Annotated in this window: 18 protein-coding genes; 7 read left to right on the top strand and 11 right to left on the bottom strand. The window is 72.7% G+C overall.

The window, feature by feature from the left end:
* Nucleotides 1-52: 52 nt before the first annotated feature.
* Entirely contained in the window at nucleotides 53-640 is a 588-nt protein-coding gene (recX, locus tag ADK55_RS26170; RefSeq protein ID WP_078999418.1) for a recombination regulator RecX, read from the bottom strand.
* 3 nt (nucleotides 641-643) lie between these two features.
* Nucleotides 644-1,756: a recombinase RecA gene (recA, locus tag ADK55_RS26165; RefSeq protein ID WP_053682259.1), complete on the bottom strand. Its 1,113-nt coding sequence runs from the start codon at nucleotides 1,754-1,756 to the stop codon at nucleotides 644-646.
* A gap of 391 nt (nucleotides 1,757-2,147) precedes the next feature.
* Between recA and ADK55_RS26160 the strand changes: the two genes are divergently transcribed.
* A complete protein-coding gene (locus ADK55_RS26160; RefSeq protein WP_078999416.1) occupies nucleotides 2,148-2,657 on the top strand; it encodes a DUF2199 domain-containing protein in 510 nt (169 codons plus the stop codon).
* A 108-nt stretch (nucleotides 2,658-2,765) separates the two neighbouring features.
* Here the strand turns inward: ADK55_RS26160 and ADK55_RS26155 are convergent, their stop codons facing one another.
* Nucleotides 2,766-3,605, bottom strand: a complete 840-nt coding sequence (locus ADK55_RS26155) for a S1 family peptidase (protein WP_053682258.1) — start codon at nucleotides 3,603-3,605, stop codon at nucleotides 2,766-2,768.
* 281 nt (nucleotides 3,606-3,886) lie between these two features.
* Nucleotides 3,887-4,339 carry a DUF3052 domain-containing protein gene (locus tag ADK55_RS26150; RefSeq protein ID WP_053682257.1) on the bottom strand — a complete coding sequence of 151 codons (453 nt, stop codon included), beginning with the start codon at nucleotides 4,337-4,339 and terminating at the stop codon, nucleotides 3,887-3,889.
* 186 nt (nucleotides 4,340-4,525) lie between these two features.
* Between ADK55_RS26150 and ADK55_RS26145 the strand changes: the two genes are divergently transcribed.
* Nucleotides 4,526-5,290, top strand: coding sequence for a Clp protease N-terminal domain-containing protein (locus tag ADK55_RS26145; protein WP_053682256.1), 765 nt, complete (start codon nucleotides 4,526-4,528; stop codon nucleotides 5,288-5,290).
* Here the strand turns inward: ADK55_RS26145 and ADK55_RS26140 are convergent.
* Nucleotides 5,241-6,332 (bottom strand): AI-2E family transporter, encoded by a 1,092-nt coding sequence (locus ADK55_RS26140; RefSeq protein WP_053682255.1) that lies wholly within the window; start codon nucleotides 6,330-6,332, stop codon nucleotides 5,241-5,243. The two genes, ADK55_RS26145 and ADK55_RS26140, sit on opposite strands and share 50 nt — an antisense overlap.
* 174 nt (nucleotides 6,333-6,506) lie before the next feature.
* Entirely contained in the window at nucleotides 6,507-6,701 is a 195-nt protein-coding gene (locus tag ADK55_RS26135; protein WP_053682254.1) for a DUF3046 domain-containing protein, read from the bottom strand.
* A gap of 81 nt (nucleotides 6,702-6,782) precedes the next feature.
* Here ADK55_RS26135 and ADK55_RS26130 point away from each other — a divergent pair, with 81 nt between their 5' ends.
* Nucleotides 6,783-7,766, top strand: coding sequence for a hypothetical protein (locus ADK55_RS26130; protein ID WP_053682253.1), 984 nt, complete (start codon nucleotides 6,783-6,785; stop codon nucleotides 7,764-7,766).
* On the opposite strand, the gene ADK55_RS26125 is transcribed toward ADK55_RS26130, so the two are convergent.
* From ADK55_RS26125 to ADK55_RS26115, 3 genes are all read right to left on the bottom strand, one after another.
* Nucleotides 7,735-8,043, bottom strand: coding sequence for an AzlD domain-containing protein (locus tag ADK55_RS26125; protein ID WP_053682252.1), 309 nt, complete (start codon nucleotides 8,041-8,043; stop codon nucleotides 7,735-7,737). The two genes, ADK55_RS26130 and ADK55_RS26125, sit on opposite strands and share 32 nt — an antisense overlap.
* Nucleotides 8,040-8,741, bottom strand: coding sequence for an AzlC family ABC transporter permease (locus ADK55_RS26120; protein WP_053682251.1), 702 nt, complete (start codon nucleotides 8,739-8,741; stop codon nucleotides 8,040-8,042). The genes ADK55_RS26125 and ADK55_RS26120 overlap by 4 nt, the downstream gene beginning before the upstream one ends.
* A gap of 114 nt (nucleotides 8,742-8,855) precedes the next feature.
* Entirely contained in the window at nucleotides 8,856-9,704 is an 849-nt protein-coding gene (locus tag ADK55_RS26115; protein ID WP_053682250.1) for an AraC family transcriptional regulator, read from the bottom strand.
* Nucleotides 9,705-9,784: 80 nt separating this feature from the next.
* Here ADK55_RS26115 and ADK55_RS26110 point away from each other — a divergent pair, with 80 nt between their 5' ends.
* From ADK55_RS26110 to ADK55_RS26095, 4 genes are all read left to right on the top strand, one after another.
* Nucleotides 9,785-14,377 carry an ATP-dependent helicase gene (locus tag ADK55_RS26110; RefSeq protein WP_053682249.1) on the top strand — a complete coding sequence of 1,531 codons (4,593 nt, stop codon included), beginning with the start codon at nucleotides 9,785-9,787 and terminating at the stop codon, nucleotides 14,375-14,377.
* A gap of 174 nt (nucleotides 14,378-14,551) precedes the next feature.
* Nucleotides 14,552-15,232, top strand: coding sequence for a hypothetical protein (locus ADK55_RS26105; protein WP_053682248.1), 681 nt, complete (start codon nucleotides 14,552-14,554; stop codon nucleotides 15,230-15,232).
* Nucleotides 15,233-15,332: 100 nt separating this feature from the next.
* Nucleotides 15,333-16,157, top strand: a complete 825-nt coding sequence (locus tag ADK55_RS26100) for an Fpg/Nei family DNA glycosylase (RefSeq protein WP_053682247.1) — start codon at nucleotides 15,333-15,335, stop codon at nucleotides 16,155-16,157.
* 36 nt (nucleotides 16,158-16,193) lie between these two features.
* Nucleotides 16,194-16,958: an SDR family NAD(P)-dependent oxidoreductase gene (locus tag ADK55_RS26095; protein WP_053682246.1), complete on the top strand. Its 765-nt coding sequence runs from the start codon at nucleotides 16,194-16,196 to the stop codon at nucleotides 16,956-16,958.
* A 450-nt stretch (nucleotides 16,959-17,408) separates the two neighbouring features.
* Here the strand turns inward: ADK55_RS26095 and ADK55_RS26090 are convergent, their stop codons facing one another.
* The gene (locus ADK55_RS26090; protein ID WP_053682245.1) at nucleotides 17,409-17,789 is read right to left on the bottom strand and encodes a helix-turn-helix domain-containing protein; all 381 of its coding nucleotides are present in this window, start codon (nucleotides 17,787-17,789) and stop codon (nucleotides 17,409-17,411) included.
* Nucleotides 17,790-17,898: 109 nt separating this feature from the next.
* Nucleotides 17,899-18,399, bottom strand: a complete 501-nt coding sequence (locus ADK55_RS26085) for a CinA family protein (RefSeq protein ID WP_053682276.1) — start codon at nucleotides 18,397-18,399, stop codon at nucleotides 17,899-17,901.
* Nucleotides 18,400-18,419 lie beyond the last annotated feature (20 nt).

Here is an 18,419-nt window from a genome sequence, read left to right as displayed (position 1 = left end):
CCGCCGCGCCGGCCCGCCGCCCGTCCCCCTGCGGGCCGGGCCGGGGACCGGTTCAGCCGCCGGGGTACTCCGGGGCGTCGACGTCGTCGACGTCCTCCGTCTCCAACGCGCGGCGGACCACCCGCAGGGCCATGCCCTCCGGGTACCCCTTGCGGGCCAGCATCCCGGCGAGGCGCCGGATCCGCTTGTCCCGCTCCAGGCCCCTGGTCGAGCGGAGCTTGCGCTCCACGAGCTCCCGGGCCGTCTCTTCCTCCTGCTCGGAGTCCAGTTGTTCCAGCGCCTCCTGTACGAGGGTGGCGTGTACTCCCTTGGTCCGCAGCTCCTGCGCGAGCGCCCGTCGCGCCAGGCCCCGACCGCGGTGGCGGGACTCCACCCAGGCACCGGCGAAGGCGGCGTCGTCGATCAGGCCCACCTCCTCGTACCGGGAGAGGACCTCCTGTGACACCTCCTCGGGGATGCCCCGCTTCTCCAGGGCGTCCGCGAGTTGCCGCCGGGTTCGCGGCATCCCGGTGAGCAGGCGCAGACAGATCGCCCGCGCCTGCTCCTCGGGACTCTGGGGCGGCAGCGCACCGCGGGCTTCGCGGCCGCCCTCCCGGCGGCCCTCCCGACCGGCTCCGCCGCCCCTTTCCTGCTCCCGCACGGGTCAGCTCTTGGCTACGGCGGCCTTGGCCGTCGTCTTCGCCTTCGATGCCGGAGCGGGCACGGCCGCGGCATCGGCGGGGGCGTCCGCGCCGGTCTCGGCGGGGGCCTCGGCGACCTTGCGCACGCCCACGCCCAGCTTCTCCTTGATCTTCCGCTCGATCTCGTCGGCGAGGGCCGGGTTGTCCTTCAGGAAGTTGCGGGCGTTCTCCTTGCCCTGGCCGAGCTGGTCGCCCTCGTACGTGTACCAGGCGCCGGCCTTGCGCACGAAGCCGTGCTCCACGCCCATGTCGATCAGGCCGCCCTCGCGGCTGATGCCCTGGCCGTAGAGGATGTCGAACTCGGCCTGCTTGAACGGCGGCGCGACCTTGTTCTTGACGACCTTGACGCGGGTGCGGTTGCCGACCGCGTCCGTGCCGTCCTTCAGGGTCTCGATACGGCGGATGTCGAGACGCACCGAGGCGTAGAACTTCAGCGCGCGACCACCGGTGGTGGTCTCCGGCGAGCCGAACATGACGCCGATCTTCTCGCGGAGCTGGTTGATGAAGATGGCGGTGGTCTTGGACTGGTTGAGGGCACCGGTGATCTTCCGGAGCGCCTGGCTCATCAGTCGGGCCTGGAGACCCACGTGGGAGTCACCCATCTCGCCCTCGATCTCGGCGCGCGGCACGAGCGCCGCGACGGAGTCGATGACGATCAGGTCGAGGGCACCGGAGCGGACCAGCATGTCCACGATCTCCAGCGCCTGCTCGCCGGTGTCCGGCTGGGACAGGATGAGGTTGTCGGTGTCGACGCCGAGGGCCTTGGCGTACTCGGGGTCCAGCGCGTGCTCGGCGTCCACGAAGGCGACGGTGCCGCCCGCCTTCTGTGCGTTGGCCACGGCGTGCAGGGTCAGGGTGGTCTTACCGGAGGACTCCGGTCCGTACACCTCGATCACACGGCCGCGGGGGAGCCCGCCGACGCCCAGGGCGATGTCCAGCGCGGTCGACCCGGTGGGGATGACCTCGATGGGGTCGTTCGGCTTGTCGCCGAGGCGCATGACCGCACCCTTGCCGAATTGCCGTTCAATCTGTGCGAGAGCGGCGTCGAGAGCCTTCTCGCGGTCGGTGCCTGCCATGGGTTCCACCCGATTTGCTTGAGTCGATCGCTTCACGCCATTGACGCTAACGCCTGCCACTGACAATGCGCTCCCACGCACTGCTCAGCTGTGGATAACTCATGAGAATGGATGTTCGATTTCCCTGTCAAGCGCACCACGCCCACCCCGCCCCACTCCCCTCCGACCTGCCGTGACGGCCGGCGCGGACGCGAGGAGGGCGCGCCGACCCACCCCTCGGGCGGGCCGGCGAACAAGGATTCGGAAGCAGCCACTCCGTCGCACCCGGCACACGCGGCGGTCCGGCGGGCGGGGCGACGGGCGGTCCTTCGGGCGAGCGCAAGACAGCCGGGCGCCGGGCGGGCGGCGGCCCGGGAGCCTCTCACCCGGGTCCGGTCATTAGGCTCGCGGCATGGCCAACGATCTCGGATTCACGTGTTCACGCTGCGGCGAGCACCACGCGGAGCTCCCCCTGAGCTACTCGACACCGGCGCCCGAGGCCTGGAATCCCGGCTTCGAGGCCGATCCGGACAGCACGCTGTCGTCGGAGCAGTGCGTCATCCAGGGTCGGCACTTCTTCATCAGGGGTCTGATCGAGATACCCGTGGTCGACAGCGGCCACGTCTTCTCGTGGGGCGTCTGGATCTCGCTCAGCAAGGAGAACTTCGGCCGCGCCCTCGACCTGTGGCACACGGAGGGCCGCGAGGCCGAGAAGCCGTACTTCGGCTGGCTCAGCACGGAACTCGCGCTCTACTCCCCCGGCACCGTCAACCTGAGGACGACCTGCCATACGCGCCCGGTGGGGCGGCGCCCCTTCATCGAGCTGGAGCCCACCGCACACCCCCTCGCCGTCGAGCAGCGCACCGGGATCACCCTCGACCGGGTCCGCGAGATCGCCGCGGCCGTGCTGCTTCCGGCCTGAGGCGGTCGGGGCGGCGATGCGGCGGCCGCCCCGGGCGGCGACGGGCGACCGCCCGCCCCCGCGCGCACCGGTACGACGGCGGACGCGGCGACGGGCGGACGCGGAGCGCTACGGCTTGGGCAGCGTGCAGCCGGGGCGGTTCAGGTCGATCACGTTGCCGGCGCCTATGCAGGGGACGATCGCGTACGTCTCCTGGGCGTAGTTGATGCCCCGACGGACCGTCACGTTGCCGTTCTGGTCCACCTCACACGGGTTGTTGTCGGTGCACCGGCCGCCGTCCTCGTTACCGGTGTTGTTGACGGCGACGACCTTGCCCGTCGTCGTGTCGATCACCGGCGAGCCCGAGGTGCCGCCGATGGTGTTGCAGGCCGAGGTGTAGCGGACCGAGTCCTTCCAGGTCCACTCGCCCTCCTTGAGCCGGTAGGCGAACCCGTCGACGTTGCAGCTGTAGGTGCGCTTCCAGTACCCCGACACCACCTTGATCGCCGAGCCCTGCACCGGGCGCACGTCGTTGAGGGTGAGCGCGCCGATGCCGTACTGACTCTGTATCTGCGCGTAAGTCTTGGTGAGTTGGTAGATCGACACGTCCGTGTCGGTCATCGTGCCGTACGCGATCTTGCTTGCCCTGAGGGTCGCCACCTTGGAACCCGAGGCGTTGAGCAGCGAGAAGGAGCGGTTGGACGCCCGGTCCTTGACGACCTCGCCGGCCGCCGGGAAGCCGGTCTCCAGGCAGTGTCCGTTGGAGAGGACCAGGGCGGGGTCGTTCGGTTGGGAGGCGGGGGCGCGCACGACGGAGCCGGAACAGTTGCTGAGCGCGACCGTTCCCGCGAAGGTGACGGCGACGGCCGGGGCCGCCTTCTCCTCCAGGGGTACGGAGGCCACGGCCGGGGCCGCCGCCGCTCCGATCAGGAGCACGGAGAGCAGGGCGCCGGCGAGAGGCTTGTTCACGTGGGGGGTTCCCCTCTCGAATCGAGGGCTGGGTTCGCCCGTGACAATGCGACCGAAGATCCTTCGGTTGTCATGCGCATTGTTAAGAGGTCACGACCAACCCACAAGAGGGCGTGGCGAGTCGACGAAAGGCGTTATCACCGAAGGGGTGGCCGGATCCGAACCCCCACACCCCCGCGCGATCCCGCCCGCCGACGCGACGCGACCGAACGCGAGAGACCGGTCGACCCATCCCTCGGATGGGTCGACCGGTCACCGGACAAACGTCGCCGCCGCCCGCCCTACCTCCGGGACTTGGGGGTGGTGAGCCTGGCTCCGGCCCAGCGCTTGGTCACGCTGACGGGTCGGGCCTGCGAGAGGCCGGCCGTCGTCACGGCCTCGGCGATGTCGCTCGGCTCCACGTGTCCGTCCAGCCCGACCTTCGGGGTGAGGAGCCAGATCACGCCACCGTCCTCCAGCAGCGCGATGCAGTCGACGAGCCCGTCGGTGAGGTCGCCGTCCTCCTCCCGGAACCACAGGAGGACGACGTCCACGACGTCGTCGTAGTCCTCGCCGACCAATTCCTGGCCGATGACCCGCGCGATGCCCGCGCGCAGCTCCTCGTCGACGTCGTCGCCCAGGCCGATCTCCTGGACGACCTGGCCGGGCTCGAATCCGAGCCGGGCCTCGGGGCCGCCCGTCCGCTCGTCTTCCGATGTCGTCACTGCGGTCTCCTCCACTCCGGGCGCGCCCATCGCGCACGTGCGTAACGTAGCCGATCCGATACGGAACGTGGCGCGCCGAACGTGGCAGTCGGCCCTGCGGGCACGCCGCACCTCTCCCGATCCGACCGCGCCGACCCCCGGTCGGGGCCGCGGCCAGTCACGCGAGTGACAACCCATGGTTGACAGTCGCGTGACTGTCAACCTACGGTTGCCTCCATGACGAACCCTCCCGTGGAACCCGTTCGCATGACCAATCCGGTACGCCTCGACGACCTCATCGAGGCCATCAAGAAGGTCCACTCCGACACCCTGGAGCAGCTCAGCGGCGCCGTCGTCGCCGCCGAGGCGCTCGGGGACGTCGCCGATCACCTCATCGGCCACTTCGTCGACCAGGCCCGCCGCTCCGGCGCCTCCTGGACCGACATCGGCCGCAGCATGGGCGTCACCCGCCAGGCCGCCCAGAAGCGCTTCGTCCCCAAGAGCGACAAGGGCGACGGCGCCGAAGGCGACCTCGACTCCGCGCAGGGCTTCGCCCGATTCACCCCCCGCGCCCGCAATGTCGTGATGACCGCGCAGAACGAGGCCCGCGCCGCAGGCAACACCGAGATCCGCACCGAGCACCTGGTCCTCGGTCTGCTCGCGGACCCCGAGTCGCTCGCCGCTCGGGCCCTGCGGGCCCAGCGGGTCGCGACGGACGACGTCCGCGCCGCCGCCGGCGCGGCGCTGCCGGAGGCCGTCGCGGAGGTACCCGACCTCGTCCCCTTCGACGCCGGCGCCAAGAAGGCCCTGGAGCTCACCTTCCGCGAGGCCCTGCGGCTGGGCCACAACTTCGTCGGTACCGAGCACCTCCTGCTCGCCCTGCTGGAGCTGGAGAACGGCGAGGGCGTGCTGAGCGGCCTGGGCGTCGACAAGGCCGGCGTCGAGGCGAACGTCACCGAAGCCCTGGCAGCCGTACTCGCCGACGCGGACGGGAAGAAGTAGACGCGTCCGCGCCCTCCGTCAGCTCGTACCGCTTCACGTACGCGCCGAGGAAGGCCTGGAGCGTGGCGACGGCGGGGATCGCGATGAGCGCCCCGACCGCGCCGAGCAGGGCGGTGCCCGCGATGACCGAGCCGAAGGCGACCGCCGGATGGATGTCCACGGTCCGCGACGTCAGCTTGGGCTGGAGCACGTAGTTCTCGAACTGCTGGTAGACCACCACGAACCCGAGGACGTACAGCGCGTACCAGGGGTCGATCGTGAAGGCGATCAGCATCGGCAGCGCGCCCGCCAGGTAGGTACCGATGGTGGGGATGAACTGGGACACCAGCCCCACCCACACCGCGAGGGCGGGCGCGTAGGGCACACCGAGGACCGCGAACAGGATGTAGTGCGCGATCCCGGAGATCAGCGCCATCAGCCCGCGCGAGTAGAGGTACCCGCCCGTCTTGGCGACGGCGATCTCCCAGGCGCGCAGCACCTCCGACTGCTTGCCGGGCGGCAGCACGGAGCACAGCGCGCGCCGCAGTCGCGGACCGTCCGCGGCGAAGTAGAAGGAGAACAGCCCGATCGTCAGCAGCCTGAAGAGTCCGCCGAGGACGGTGGCGGACACGTCGAGCACGCCGGTCGCACTGTTCTGCACGTACTTCTGCAACCAGTCCGAGTGCAGCAGGCTGTCCTGGATCGACAGCCGGGACAGTTCGGTGTGGAAGGTGTCGTTGATCGATCCGATCACCGAGTCCAGGTACTTCGGGAAGCCCTCCACCATGTCCACGATCTGCCCGGCGAGCATCGAGCCGAGCAGCGCGACGAATCCCGCGGTCGCGACGAGAACGCCCAGGTAGACCAGGAAGGTGGCGAACCCGCGGCGCATGCCGCGGGCCGCCATCCGCGCCACCGCGGGCTCTATCGCGAGGGCGAGGAAGAAGGCGATCAGGATGTTGACGAGCAGCCCGATGAGCTGATGGAAGGCCCAGCTGCCGAGTTGGAAACAGGCGACCAGGGCCAGTACGAGGATCACCGCGCGCGGCAACCACCGCGGCATCCGCGCCTCGGCCGGGCCCCCTGCGGGCGACGGCACCCGGTCCGGGCCGCCGTCACGCGGCCGGTCTTCGGGATCGGCGGGGGCCGGCGCGGGCTGTTCGGTCGTCTCTTCTGTCGCTGCCACGCCGCCCAGTGTGTCCCACCTGCGGCGCTTGTGAGGAAACGGGCGTGCGGCTCAGCGCAGCGAGGCCGGCACGTCCATCGCCGCGCACACCGCGCGCCACACGTCCTTGGCCTCCCAGCCGGCGTCGAGGGCCTGGTGGACGGTGCGTCCGCCGAGTTCCGTCATGACGTGGTCGCGCGCGAAGGAGTCCGCGTAGCCCGCGCCGAAGTGCTCGGCCATCCGTTCCCAGAAAATCGTCAACCGCATGCCACCAGTATCGCGCCCCGGAGAGTGCACCGACCGCGTTCGGGCCCCGCCGCCGCATCCGTGCGCCCTACGGTTTCACGCATGCCTGGAGACGAAGCTTCCTCGCTGGCCCCGGCGGCGTCACCGGCGCCGACCGCCCCGCTGGCCCGTGCCGAGCAGTTCATCTGGCTCACCGCCCGGGTGCTGGAGCAGCGCCGGTTCGCGTTCCACTTCCTCGGCGGGGACGCCGACGCGGTGGACGCCGCCCTCGGCGCGTACCTGGGCGAGGACGGGGGCTACGGTCACGCGCTGGACCCGGACCTGCGCGGCCCGCTGAGCCAGCCCCTGCACACCGCGCACGCCCTGCGCGTCCTCGACGCCCTGGGCCGCTGCACGGGCCGGCGCATCGAGCGGCTCTGCCGCCACCTGACCCTGGTCTCCACCCCGGAGGGCGCGCTCCCCCTGGTCTTCCCGGCCCCGCGCGACTACCCGGCGGCCCCCTACCACCCGATGCGCGACGATCCCCCGAGCGAGCTGCTGACCACGGGGCCCGTCGTCGGCCTGCTCCACCGCAACCGGGTCTGGCACGCGTGGCTGTTCCGGGCCACGGACTTCTGTTGGGACCGGGTCGAGACCCTGCGCCACTCGCATCCGTACGAGATCCAGAGCGCGGTCGCCTTCCTCGACGGGGTGCCCGACCGGGGGCGCGCGGCGGCGGCCGCGGACCGGCTCGGGCGGCTGGTGCGGGAGCGGGGGCTCGTCGTGCTGGATCCGGAACGCCGCGAGGAGCAGCCTCCGGCCGCGGGCTACGCGCCGGGCGAACGGCTGTTCCCGTACGACTTCGCGCGCCGCCCGGAGTCGCTGGCGCGGGGGTGGTTCACCGACGCGGAGATGGAGCGCGCCCTGGACTTCCTCACGGCCGAGCAGCAGCAGGACGGCGGTTGGCCGGTGCGTCGCAGGGCCTGGGCCCCGGGCAGTTCCCTGGAGCGACGGCCCATCGCCACGGTCGAGGCGCTGCTGACCCTGCGGGCGTACGGTCGTCCGCTCGCCCCGGTCACCCGGTCAGGGCCCGCAGCCCCGCGGTGACGGCGACCGCGGCCCCGACCACCACCAGGAACGGGGCACGCAGCAGCAGGGCGATCCCGGCGGCGGCCAGCCCTGCGGCCCGGGCGTCCAGTACCAGTTCCTGCCCGGTGCTGAAGGTCTGCTGGGCGGTGAGCGCGGCGAGCAGGGCGACGGGCAGCAGCGCGGCGAGTTGGCGTACCGAGGGCCGTTCCAGGGCCTCGGCGGGGACGAGGAGACCGACGAGTTTGACCGCGTAGCAGCCGACGACGGTCACCGCGATGGCGATCCAGACGTTCACGAGCGGCGTCCCTTCATCCACAGCACGATCGGCGCGGCCAGCGCCGCGATCAGCACGGGCACCCCGGAGGGCAGCACGGGCAGCAGGCCCAGCCCGAGCACCAGGGCGAGGGCGGCCACCGCCCGCTCGGTGGAGGTCTTCAGCATCGGCGCGAGCAGGGCCAGGAACACGGCGGGCCCGGCGGCGTCCAGACCCCACACGCGGGTGTCCCCGATGGCCTCGGCGCCGAGGGCGCCCAGCAGCGTGGTCAGGTTCCAGAGGGCGTACAGGGTCAGCCCGGTCACGGTGAAGCCGAGTCGCGCCGACTTCCGGTCGGGCTGGGCCAGGGCCACCGCGGTGGTCTCGTCGATCACCCAGTGCGCGGCGAAGGGCCGTACCGCCTTGGGGAGGGCCAGCAGCTGGGACAGCCGCAGCCCGTAGAAGGCGTTGCGGGTGCCGAGGAAGAAGGCCCCGGCGGCGGCGGTGAACGGGTTCCCGCCCGCCGCCAGCGCCCCGACCAGCGCGAACTGCGAGGCCCCGGTGAACACCAGCAGGCTCAGCACGCAGGCCTGGAGCACGCTGACGCCCGCCCCGGCCGCCGTCACGCCGAACGCGAATCCGGACAGCCCGACGGCCACGCCGACACCGAGGGCGTCCCGGACGACGGCGGCCCGCGGCTTGTCGACGACCCCTTCGTCGGGGGCCTCTCGTATCACCATCTGATGTTCTCCCACCCCGCGAACCTAAGCGGGGAGGGACGGTCCGGTCTTGTACGTTCTTGCGGCCCGGATCCCCGCGTTCCGTCCTTCTCGCCTCGGGCGCGGACCCGCCGCCTACGGGACGGGGCCCCAGGCGGCCCGCTCCCGCCGGTAGGCGCCCGGGGGCACGCCCACGATCCGGGTGAAGTGGCGGTTCAGGTGCGGCTGGTCGGTGAAGCCGACGGCGACCGCCGCCTCGGCGGGCGGGGTGCCCGCGTCCAGCAGCCGGCGCGCCCGGCGGACCCGGGCGTCGGTGAGCCAGGTGTGCGGGGGCATTCCGTACCGCTCCCGGAAGGCCCGCAGCAGGGCGAACGGGCTCGTGCCCAGTTCCGTCGCCAGCCCCTCCAGCGAGGGCGGCTCGGCCATCCGGTCCTCCAGGACGCTCCGGGCCCGTTCGGCGTCCGAGGCGCCCGCCCGGCGCGACTCGCGGGCCGGCAGCGGTCCGGCGTGCCGGGTCAGCATCCGTGCGACCGCGCCCCGCAGCAGGGTGTCGGCGGCCAGCGCGTTGCCGGCCTCGGCGGCCCGGTGCACCTCGGCGATCACCCGGGAGGTGTGCGGATCGGTGACCATGTCGACCGTGAAGCCCGGCGTTCCCCGCAGGGTGCCGATCTCGGCGGCGACCTCGGTGATCAGCTCCCGGGACGGGTAGAGGGTGGCGTACGCCCAGCCCTCGGGAACGCCGGCGCGGGCCGTGTGCGGGACCTCGGGGTTGATCAGGACCACGCTGCCCGGGCCGGCGCGCAGGGTGGTGCCGGGCAGGCCGATCTCCTCGATGCCGCCGGTGACGGCCGCGATGACGTAGCCGTCGTGGGCGTGGCGCGGGAAGGTGTGCCGTACGTAGTGGGCGCGCAGCAGGTCCAGGCCCGGCAGCTCCGCGTGCCGCCAGTGCCGTGCCCATTCCCGGCGGCCCTCGTCCGTGCCCATCCCCCCATTCTGCGCCCCGGGAGCGCGGCACGTTTGCGCAGGTCCGGCCGGTTGTCAGTGGCCGGGTGCACGATGGGGGCATGTCCGGTAGCGCGCTCGACTCGTTCTCCCCCGCGACCCGCTCGTGGTTCACGGGGGCCTTCGACATGCCCACGGCCGCGCAGGAGGGTGCCTGGCGGGCGATCGGCGCCGGATCGGACGTGCTCGTCGTGGCGCCCACCGGCTCCGGGAAGACCCTGGCGGCCTTCCTGGCGGCCCTCGACCGGCTGGCGTCCGTCCCGCCGCCCGCCGAGCCGAAGAAGCGCTGCCGGGTGTTGTACGTGTCGCCGCTGAAGGCGCTGGCCGTCGACGTGGAGCGCAATCTCCGCAGCCCGCTGACCGGCATCCGGCAGGAGTCCGTCCGGCTGGGGTCGCCGGAGCCGGACATCCGGGTCGGCATCCGTTCCGGGGACACCCCGCCCGCCGAGCGCCGGTCCCTGGTGACCCGACCGCCGGACATCCTGATCACCACCCCCGAGTCCCTGTTCCTGATGCTGACCTCGGCCGCCCGGGACGCCCTGGCGGGCGTCGAGACGGTGATCCTGGACGAGGTGCACGCGGTCGCGGGGACCAAGCGCGGCGCCCATCTCGCCCTGTCGCTGGAGCGGTTGGACGAACTGCTGCCGCGTCCGGCCCGCCGGATCGGCCTGTCGGCGACGGTCCGCCCGGTGGACGAGGTGGCCCGGTACCTGGCGCCGCGCGGCAAGGTGGAGATCGTCCAGCCGCCCTCGACGAAGGAGTTCGACCTGTCGGTGGTCGTCCCCGTCCAGGACATGGGCGAGTTGGGGGGCTCCCCCGCGTCCGAGGGCAAGGACGGCGGCGACAAGCCGTCCATCTGGCCGCATGTGGAGGAGCGGATCGCGGACCTCGTCCAGGCGCACCGCTCGACGATCGTGTTCGCCAACTCCCGCCGGCTCGCCGAGCGGCTCTGCAACCGGCTCAACGAGATCGCGTACGAGCGCGCCACGGGTGAGAAGCTGCCCGAGGACGCCCCGCCGGCGGAGATCATGGCCCAGTCGGGGGCCGCGCGGGGCGCCCCGCCGGTGCTGGCCCGCGCACACCACGGGTCGGTGTCGAAGGAACAGCGGGCGCTGGTCGAGGAGGACCTCAAGGCGGGCCGGTTGCCTGCCGTGGTCGCCACCTCCAGCCTGGAACTGGGCATCGACATGGGCGCGGTGGACCTGGTGGTGCAGGTCGAGTCCCCGCCCTCGGTCGCTTCCGGGCTCCAGCGCGTGGGCCGCGCCGGACACCAGGTGGGCGCGGTCTCCACGGGTGTGGTCTTCCCCAAGTACCGGGGGGACCTGGTGCAGGCGGCGGTGGTCACCGAGCGGATGCGCACCGGTTCGATCGAGGCGCTGCGCGTCCCGTCCAATCCGCTCGACGTCCTGGCCCAGCAGCTGGTCGCGATGACGGCCATGGACACCTGGCAACTGGACGACCTGCTGGCCCTGGTGCGGCGGGCCGCGCCGTTCGCGGCGCTGCCCGACTCTGCGTTCACGTCGGTCCTGGACATGCTGGCGGGCCGCTACCCGTCGGACGCGTTCGCCGAACTGCGACCGCGCGTGGTGTGGGACCGGGTCGCAGGGACGATCACCGGCCGGCCGGGCGCCCAGCGGCTGGCGGTAACCTCCGGCGGCACGATCCCGGACAGGGGCCTGTTCGGCGTCTTCCTCGCGGGCGCGGACCCGAAGAAGGGCGGCGGCCGGGTCGGTGAGCTCGACGAGGAGATGGTCTACGAGTCGCGCGTCGGGGACGTCTTCACCCTGGGCACCAGTTCCTGGCGGATCGAGGACATCACCCGGGACCGGGTCCTGGTGTCGCCCGCCCCGGGGGTTCCCGGGCGGCTGCCCTTCTGGAAGGGCGACCAGCTGGGCCGCCCCCTCGAACTGGGCCGCGCCGTCGGCGCGTTCCTGCGCGAGCTGGGGGCCCTGAGCGACGAGGACGCCCGACTGCGCCTCCTGGCGGCCGGCCTGGACGCCTGGGCCTCGGACAACGTCCTCGCGTACCTCTCCGAGCAGCGCGAGGCCTGCGGCCACGTCCCCGACGACCGCACCATCGTGGTGGAGCGGTTCCGCGACGAGCTGGGTGACTGGCGGGTCGTGGTCCACTCCCCCTTCGGTGCGCAGGTGCACGCCCCGTGGGCGCTCGCCCTCGGCGCCCGCCTCGCCGAGCGGTACGGAATGGACGCGCAGGTCATGCACGCCGACGACGGCATCGTGCTGCGCCTGCCGGACGCCGACCTCCTGAGCATGGACCTGCTGGACCACGACCCCGCGCAGCCCGACCGCTCCTTCGAGTTCGACGACGAGAAGGCCCCGCTGGGCGCCGCCGACGTCGCCTTCGACCATGGCGAGATCAACCAGATCGTCACCGACCAGGTGGGCGGCTCGGCCCTGTTCGCCTCCCGGTTCCGCGAGTGCGCCGCCCGCGCCCTGCTGCTGCCGCGCCGCAGTCCGGGCAAGCGCACCCCGCTGTGGCAGCAACGCCAGCGCGCCTCGCAACTCCTCCAGGTGGCCTCGGAGTTCGGTTCCTTCCCGATCGTGCTGGAAGCCGTACGGGAATGCCTCCAGGACGTCTTCGACGTGCCGGGCCTGACCGAGCTGATGGGGGACATCGAGGCGCGCCGGGTCCGCCTGGTCGAGGTCACCACACCCGAGCCCTCGCCGTTCGCCCGCTCCCTCCTCTTCGGCTATGTCGCCCAGTTCCTGTACGAGGGCGACTCGCCGCTGGCCGAGCGCAGAGCCGCCGCGCTCTCCCTGGACTCCCGCCTGCTCGCCGAACTCCTCGGCCAGGCGGAGCTGCGCGAGCTGCTCGACGCCTCGGTGCTGGAGGAGTTGGAGCGGGAGCTCCAGTGGCTCACCGAGGACCGCCGGGCCAAGGACGCCGAGTCGGTGGCCGACCTGCTGCGCATGCTGGGCCCGCTGACCGACGCCGAACTGGTCGAGCGCGGGGCCGAGTCCTCCTGGGCCGGTGAACTCGCCGCCGCCCGCCGGGCCATCCGGGTACGGATCGGCGGAGCCGAGCACTGGGCCGCGATCGAGGACGCGGGCCGGCTGCGCGACGCCCTGGGCACCGCGCTCCCGGTCGGGGTCCCCGAGGCGTTCACCGAACCGGTCAAGGACCCGCTCGGCGATCTCCTGGCCCGGTACGCCCGCACCCACGGACCGTTCACCACGGCCGCGGCCGCCGCCCGCCTCGGTCTGGGCGGGGCCGTCACCGACGGCGCCCTGCACCGGCTCGCCGCGTCGGGCCGGGTGGTCCAGGGCGAGTTCCATCCGGCCGGCATCGGTCAGGAGTGGTGCGACGCGGCCGTGCTGCGCCGGCTGCGTCGCCGCTCGCTGGCGGCGCTCCGGCAGGAGCTGGAGCCCGTACCGCCGACGGCGCTGGCCACGTTCCTGCCGCAGTGGCAGCACCTGGGCGGGACCCTGCGCGGGATCGACGGCCTGGCCCGGGCGGTGGAGCAACTCCAGGGGGCCCCGGTGCCGGCCTCCGCACTGGAGCGCCTGATCCTGCCCTCCCGGGTCGCGGGCTACTCCCCGACCCTGCTGGACGAACTGACCACCACCGGCGAGGTGATCTGGGCCGGCGCCGGGGCACTGCCCGGCAAGGACGGCTGGGTCTCCCTCTACCTCGCGGAGACGGCGCCCCTGCTCCTCCCGCCGGCGCATCCGCTGGAGACGACCCCGATCCACCAGGCCGTCCTGGACGCCCTATCGGGCGGGTACGGCCTGTTCTTCCGCCAGCTCACCGAGGCCGTGCGGGCCGGGCACCCCGCGGTCTCGGACGCCGAACTCTCCTCCGCCGTCTGGGACCTGGCCTGGTCGGGCCGGCTGACCAACGACACCCTGGCCCCGCTGCGGTCCCTGTTGGGTTCGGGGCGCACGGCGGGGGCCACCGCCCATCGGGCGCGGCGCACCGTCCCGCGCGGCCGCTACGGCACCCTCGGCGCCACCGTGTCCCGTACGGGCCCGCCCACGGTCTCGGGTCGCTGGTCCCTCCTGCCGACGCACGCCCCGGACCCCACCCACCGGGCCCACGCCCTGGCCCGCACCCTGCTGGACCGGCACGGGGTGGTCACCCGGGGCGCGGTCGCGGCGGAGGGGGTGCAGGGCGGCTTCAGCGCGGTCTACCGCGTCCTGTCGGCCTTCGAGGACAGCGGTCAGGCCCGCCGGGGGTATGTGGTCGAGGGTCTGGGTGCGGCCCAGTTCGCGATGGACGGCGCGGTGGACCGGCTGCGCGCTGCCGAGCGCACCCCGCCTCCCCTGGCGGCGGTGGTCCTGGCCGCGGCCGACCCGGCGAACGCGTACGGCGCTGCCCTGCCCTGGCCGGAGCCCCCGGCCGACGCCACCCACAAGCCGGGCCGCAAGGCGGGCTCCCTCGTGGTGCTGGTCGACGGTGAACTCACGCTGTATCTGGAGCGTGGTGGCAAGACCCTGCTGGCCTGGCCGCCGGCGGAGGACCCGCGCCTCGCCGCGGCGACGGCGGCGCTCGTCGCGGCCTCGCGCGCGGGCACCGTCCCCGCCCTGACGGTGGAGCGGATCAATGCCGCGCCGGCGCTGACCTCGCCCCTGGGGCCGGCCCTGGAGGCTGCCGGCTTCCATGCGACCCCGCGGGGCCTGCGGCTGCGCAACTGATCTCCACGAAACGGACCCAAGTGTGCCGGTCTTGTACTGAACACGTCACGAGACCCCGCCCACCTGGCAATCGCGGCCTTTTGTGCGTTATCAAGATCGCATAAGGCGTCGCGTTCGACGCGATGCCCGACGCACATCCAGATGCCCGACGCACATTCATGGGGGACGAGAACAGTGAGCAGCATAGGCACCCGCGGGACCGCGGTCGGCTTCATCGGCCTGGCGGTCGTCGGCCTGGCTCTGACCGGCTGCAAGAGCGGCAACGAGGAGAAGGACCCGGCGCCGGCGTCCTCCCCGTCCGCCGCCCAGCCCTCCAAGTCCGCGGAGCCCGACACGAGCGCCTCCCCGTCGGCCGGAGGCGGCGACGCACCGGCCCCCGGGACCGCGGGCACCGCCAAGTCCGGCCAGAGCTTCAAGATCGGCGAGGCGGCCACCGTCCCGTTCAAGTACGGCACGGAGAAGGCCGGCACCATCGCCCTCACCGTGACCGGCATCGAGCAGGGCCAGGCCTCCGACCTCGCCGCGCTCAAGCTCGGCGACAAGGTCAAGGGGATGGTTCCGTACTACATCCGCTACTCGGTCAAGAACGTCGGCACCACCGATCTGTCGCACACCTCCGTGGGCCACATCAAGGGCCTCCTCCCGGACGGCAGCGAGGCCCAGGGCCTCTCGATCATCGGCACGTTCGAGAAGTGTGACGACGACTCGCTGCCGCGCGACTTCACCAACGGCAAGTCGCAGACCAACTGCGCCGTCGCCCTGGCCCCCTCGGCCCAGACCAAGGTGGTCGGCGCCGAGTACTGGGGCGAGCCCTACAACTCCCTGAGCGACAAGAAGGGCCTCACCTGGAAGTAGGCCCAGCCGCCACTCGGGCCCCCGCGGCGAACGGCCGCGGGGGCTCGCCGTACACCGGGGTGCGGCACAGAATCCCCGCCCCGAGGTCGACAATGGGCCCATGCCCGAAGGAGACAGCGTCTGGCGCGCGGCGGCCCGCCTCCACGAGGCCCTGGCCGGGAAACGGCTCACGCGCTCCGACCTGCGCGTTCCCCGCTTCGCCACCGCCGACCTCACGGGCCGCACCACCCTCGACGTCATCCCCCGCGGCAAGCACCTCCTGGCCCGCTTCGAGGGGGGCGACGGGGACGACGGCCTCACCCTCCACACGCACCTCCGCATGGACGGCGCCTGGCACGTCTTCCCCGCGGCCGCGAAGTGGCGCGGGGGCCCCGTCCACGAGATCCGCGTCGTCCTCGGCACCGCCGACTCCACCGCCGTCGGCTACCGCCTCCCCGTCGTGGAACTGATCCGCACCGCCGACGAGGAACGCGTCGTCGGCCACCTCGGCCCGGACCTCCTCGGCCCGGACTGGGATGCCGCCCGGGCCGCCGCGAACCTCCTCGCCGCCCCCGACCGCCCCCTCGGCGAGGCCCTCCTCGACCAACGCAACCTGGCCGGCATCGGCAACATCTACAAGTCCGAGCTCTGCTTCCTGGCCCAGGTGACCCCGTGGACCCCGGTGGGCGCCCTCCCCGACCCCGAGGTCACGACCGTCCGGCTCGCCGGGGCCGCGCACCGGCTCCTGCGCGCCAACATCGGCGAGCGCGGCGGCCACGACGGCCACCGCAACACCACCGGCAGTCGCCGCCCCGGGCAGGACCTGTTCGTCTACGGCCGCCTGCGCCGCCCCTGCCTGCGCTGCGGCACCCCGGTCCGCGAGGCCCCGCAGGACGACCGGCCCACCTACTGGTGTCCGAGCTGCCAATCCGGCCCGACCCCGTAGTTGACGGTCCGTCAGGTTCGGTCGTACGGTCCCGACATGTCCACAGCCTCGTACGACCTCACCGGCCGCACCGCGCTGATCACCGGCGCCGCGAGCGGCATCGGCCGCGCCACCGCCGTGCTCCTCGCCGAGGCCGGTGCGGCCGTGCACTGCGCGGACCGGGACACGCACGGCCTTCGGGAGACCGCCGACCTGGTCGCCAAGGCCGGCGGACGGGCCACCGTCCACGCCCTCGACGTCACGGACCGCACCGCGCTCCGGGCGGCCGTCGCGGCCGCGGGCCCCCTCGACATCACGGCCGCCATCGCCGGGATCATGCACACCAGCAGCGTCCTGGAGACCACCGACGAGGACCTCGACCGGGTCCTGGACATCAACTTCAAGGGTGTCCTGCGCACCTGCCAGGAATCCGCCCGCGCCATGATCGCCGCCGGCCGCCCCGGCTCGATCGTCACCATGGCATCCGGCGCCGTGGACGCCGCCCAGCCCGGTCTGCTCTGCTACAGCGCCGCCAAGGCCGCCGTCGTCCAGCTGACCAAGACCCTGGCCACCGAGACGGGCCCGCACGGCATCCGCGTCAACGCCGTCGCGCCGGGGTGGATCCGCACCCCCATGACCGGCCGCCACGGCGCGCGGGCGCAGGAGCGGACCGAGGCGATGATGGTACGGATGTCCCCGCTCGGCCGGGTCGGCGAGCCCGAGGACATCGCGCAGGCCGTGCTCTACCTCGCCTCGGACGCCTCGTCCTTCATGACGGGCCAGATCCTTCGCCCGAACGGTGGAGTGTCGATGCCCTGGTAGACGCCGGACCGGCGGGCACGGCCGAGGTCGTGACACCCGGTACGACGGTTCCCCCGTCCCCCGGTCCCCCCTTCCGGCGCGCCCGCTCGGGCCTCGGGACGCAGTGCACCGGCAGGAGCCCCAGCCCCCAGCCGCCGATCGCCACCGCACCCTCCACGGGTCCGGACTCCACGGGCGCCAGGGCCAGCCGCAGCACGGCCCACCACCACAGCACGCCCACGGTCAGCGCAAGGGGTATCAGTAGCCGCCGCACGGCTGCCTCCCGGGAGGCGGGGATCCGGACGCGCCCATCCTCCCGCACCCCCCTGCCCGCCGCACCCAGAACGACCCGGCACGCTCCCGCGGAGACACCTGAGGCACGGAGCGCGACGACGAAGGGCACACAGCAAGGAACCCCACCCGATGCATCTCGCACCGACCGGGGCTCCAGCCACACTCATACGCTTGGACTCACGCGGCTACGACGTTCACCGCTTCCACGGGGGCCTTGATGGTCACCCGTTCCGTGGTTCCCGCGACCGAGGTCACGGAGACCGAATTGAGCATCGGGCGCACCGGTGCCGGCACCGGTTCGCTTGCCGCGGCCGACTGCGCAAGCTCTGCCAACGACAGTTCGTCGCTGACTTCCCGCATCAGCTCGGACATCCGTACGTCAAGCGCGTCGCAGATCGCGGAGAGCAGCTCGGAAGATGCCTCCTTCTGCCCCCGCTCCACCTCGGAGAGGTAGCCGAGCGAAACTCGGGCGGACGAGGAGACCTCGCGCAGAGTACGGCCCTGGCGCTGGCGCTGCCGACGCAGCACGTCACCCAGCAGGCGACGGAGCAGAATCATCGGTGGCTCCCTCCTCTGACCGTGTAGCCGTAACCTTCACGCCCCACCGTACCGCCTCGCGCCGCGGCCGTGCGGGGAGCTATGTCGTGTTCACTCAGGGCTGCAAACATCAAATCCCCCCGTTCTGTTCCGTATCCTGCCCCCGCAGATTCTCGCGGAGTTCGCTCGAGAGAAGTTCGAGCACTGTCCGTGCACTCTCCCTACGGATTTCCGTACGGGAGCCGTTCAACCACAGCCGGGCTGTTTTCCTGCCCGCGGGCCCCACCACGGCGATGAAAACCGTTCCCACCGGCTGCCCGTCCTGCGGGTCCGGACCGGCCACCCCGGTCGTCGCGATCCCCCACGACGCCCCCGTGATCCGTCGGACGCCGGTGGCCATCTCCAGCGCCACCTGGGCGTTCACGGCGCCCTCGGCGGCCAGCAGATCGGCGTCCACTCCGAGGATCCGGTGTTTGAGCTCGGTCGCGTACGCCGTGACCGAGCCGCGGAAGGACTTCGACGCTCCGGGCACGGAGGTGATCCCCGCGGCCACCATGCCGCCGGTGAGGGACTCCGCGACGGCGACCGTCTGGTCACTCTCCGCGAGCAGTCGCAGTACGTCTCCGGCCATCTCGACGACCCCGGCGCCGG

The organism is Streptomyces sp. WM4235, from assembly GCF_001279725.1.
Lineage (GTDB): Bacteria > Actinomycetota > Actinomycetes > Streptomycetales > Streptomycetaceae > Streptomyces.
This window is presented reverse-complemented; position numbering and strand designations above follow the sequence as displayed.

Bases quoted from the DNA above. Each gene is read 5' to 3' on its own strand.
- recA (WP_053682259.1), bottom strand. From the start codon at position 1,756: ATGGCAGGCACCGACCGCGAGAAGGCTCTCGACGCCGCTCTCGCACAG.
- ADK55_RS26160 (WP_078999416.1), top strand. From the start codon at position 2,148: ATGGCCAACGATCTCGGATTCACGTGTTCACGCTGCGGCGAGCACCAC.
- ADK55_RS26150 (WP_053682257.1), bottom strand. From the start codon at position 4,339: ATGGGCGCGCCCGGAGTGGAGGAGACCGCAGTGACGACATCGGAAGAC.
- ADK55_RS26145 (WP_053682256.1), top strand. From the start codon at position 4,526: ATGACGAACCCTCCCGTGGAACCCGTTCGCATGACCAATCCGGTACGC.
- ADK55_RS26140 (WP_053682255.1), bottom strand. From the start codon at position 6,332: ATGCCGCGGTGGTTGCCGCGCGCGGTGATCCTCGTACTGGCCCTGGTC.
- ADK55_RS26135 (WP_053682254.1), bottom strand. From the start codon at position 6,701: ATGCGGTTGACGATTTTCTGGGAACGGATGGCCGAGCACTTCGGCGCG.
- ADK55_RS26130 (WP_053682253.1), top strand. From the start codon at position 6,783: ATGCCTGGAGACGAAGCTTCCTCGCTGGCCCCGGCGGCGTCACCGGCG.
- ADK55_RS26120 (WP_053682251.1), bottom strand. From the start codon at position 8,741: ATGGTGATACGAGAGGCCCCCGACGAAGGGGTCGTCGACAAGCCGCGG.
- ADK55_RS26115 (WP_053682250.1), bottom strand. From the start codon at position 9,704: ATGGGCACGGACGAGGGCCGCCGGGAATGGGCACGGCACTGGCGGCAC.
- ADK55_RS26110 (WP_053682249.1), top strand. From the start codon at position 9,785: ATGTCCGGTAGCGCGCTCGACTCGTTCTCCCCCGCGACCCGCTCGTGG.
- ADK55_RS26100 (WP_053682247.1), top strand. From the start codon at position 15,333: ATGCCCGAAGGAGACAGCGTCTGGCGCGCGGCGGCCCGCCTCCACGAG.
- ADK55_RS26095 (WP_053682246.1), top strand. From the start codon at position 16,194: ATGTCCACAGCCTCGTACGACCTCACCGGCCGCACCGCGCTGATCACC.
- ADK55_RS26090 (WP_053682245.1), bottom strand. From the start codon at position 17,789: ATGATTCTGCTCCGTCGCCTGCTGGGTGACGTGCTGCGTCGGCAGCGC.
- ADK55_RS26085 (WP_053682276.1), bottom strand. From the start codon at position 18,399: ATGGCCGGAGACGTACTGCGACTGCTCGCGGAGAGTGACCAGACGGTC.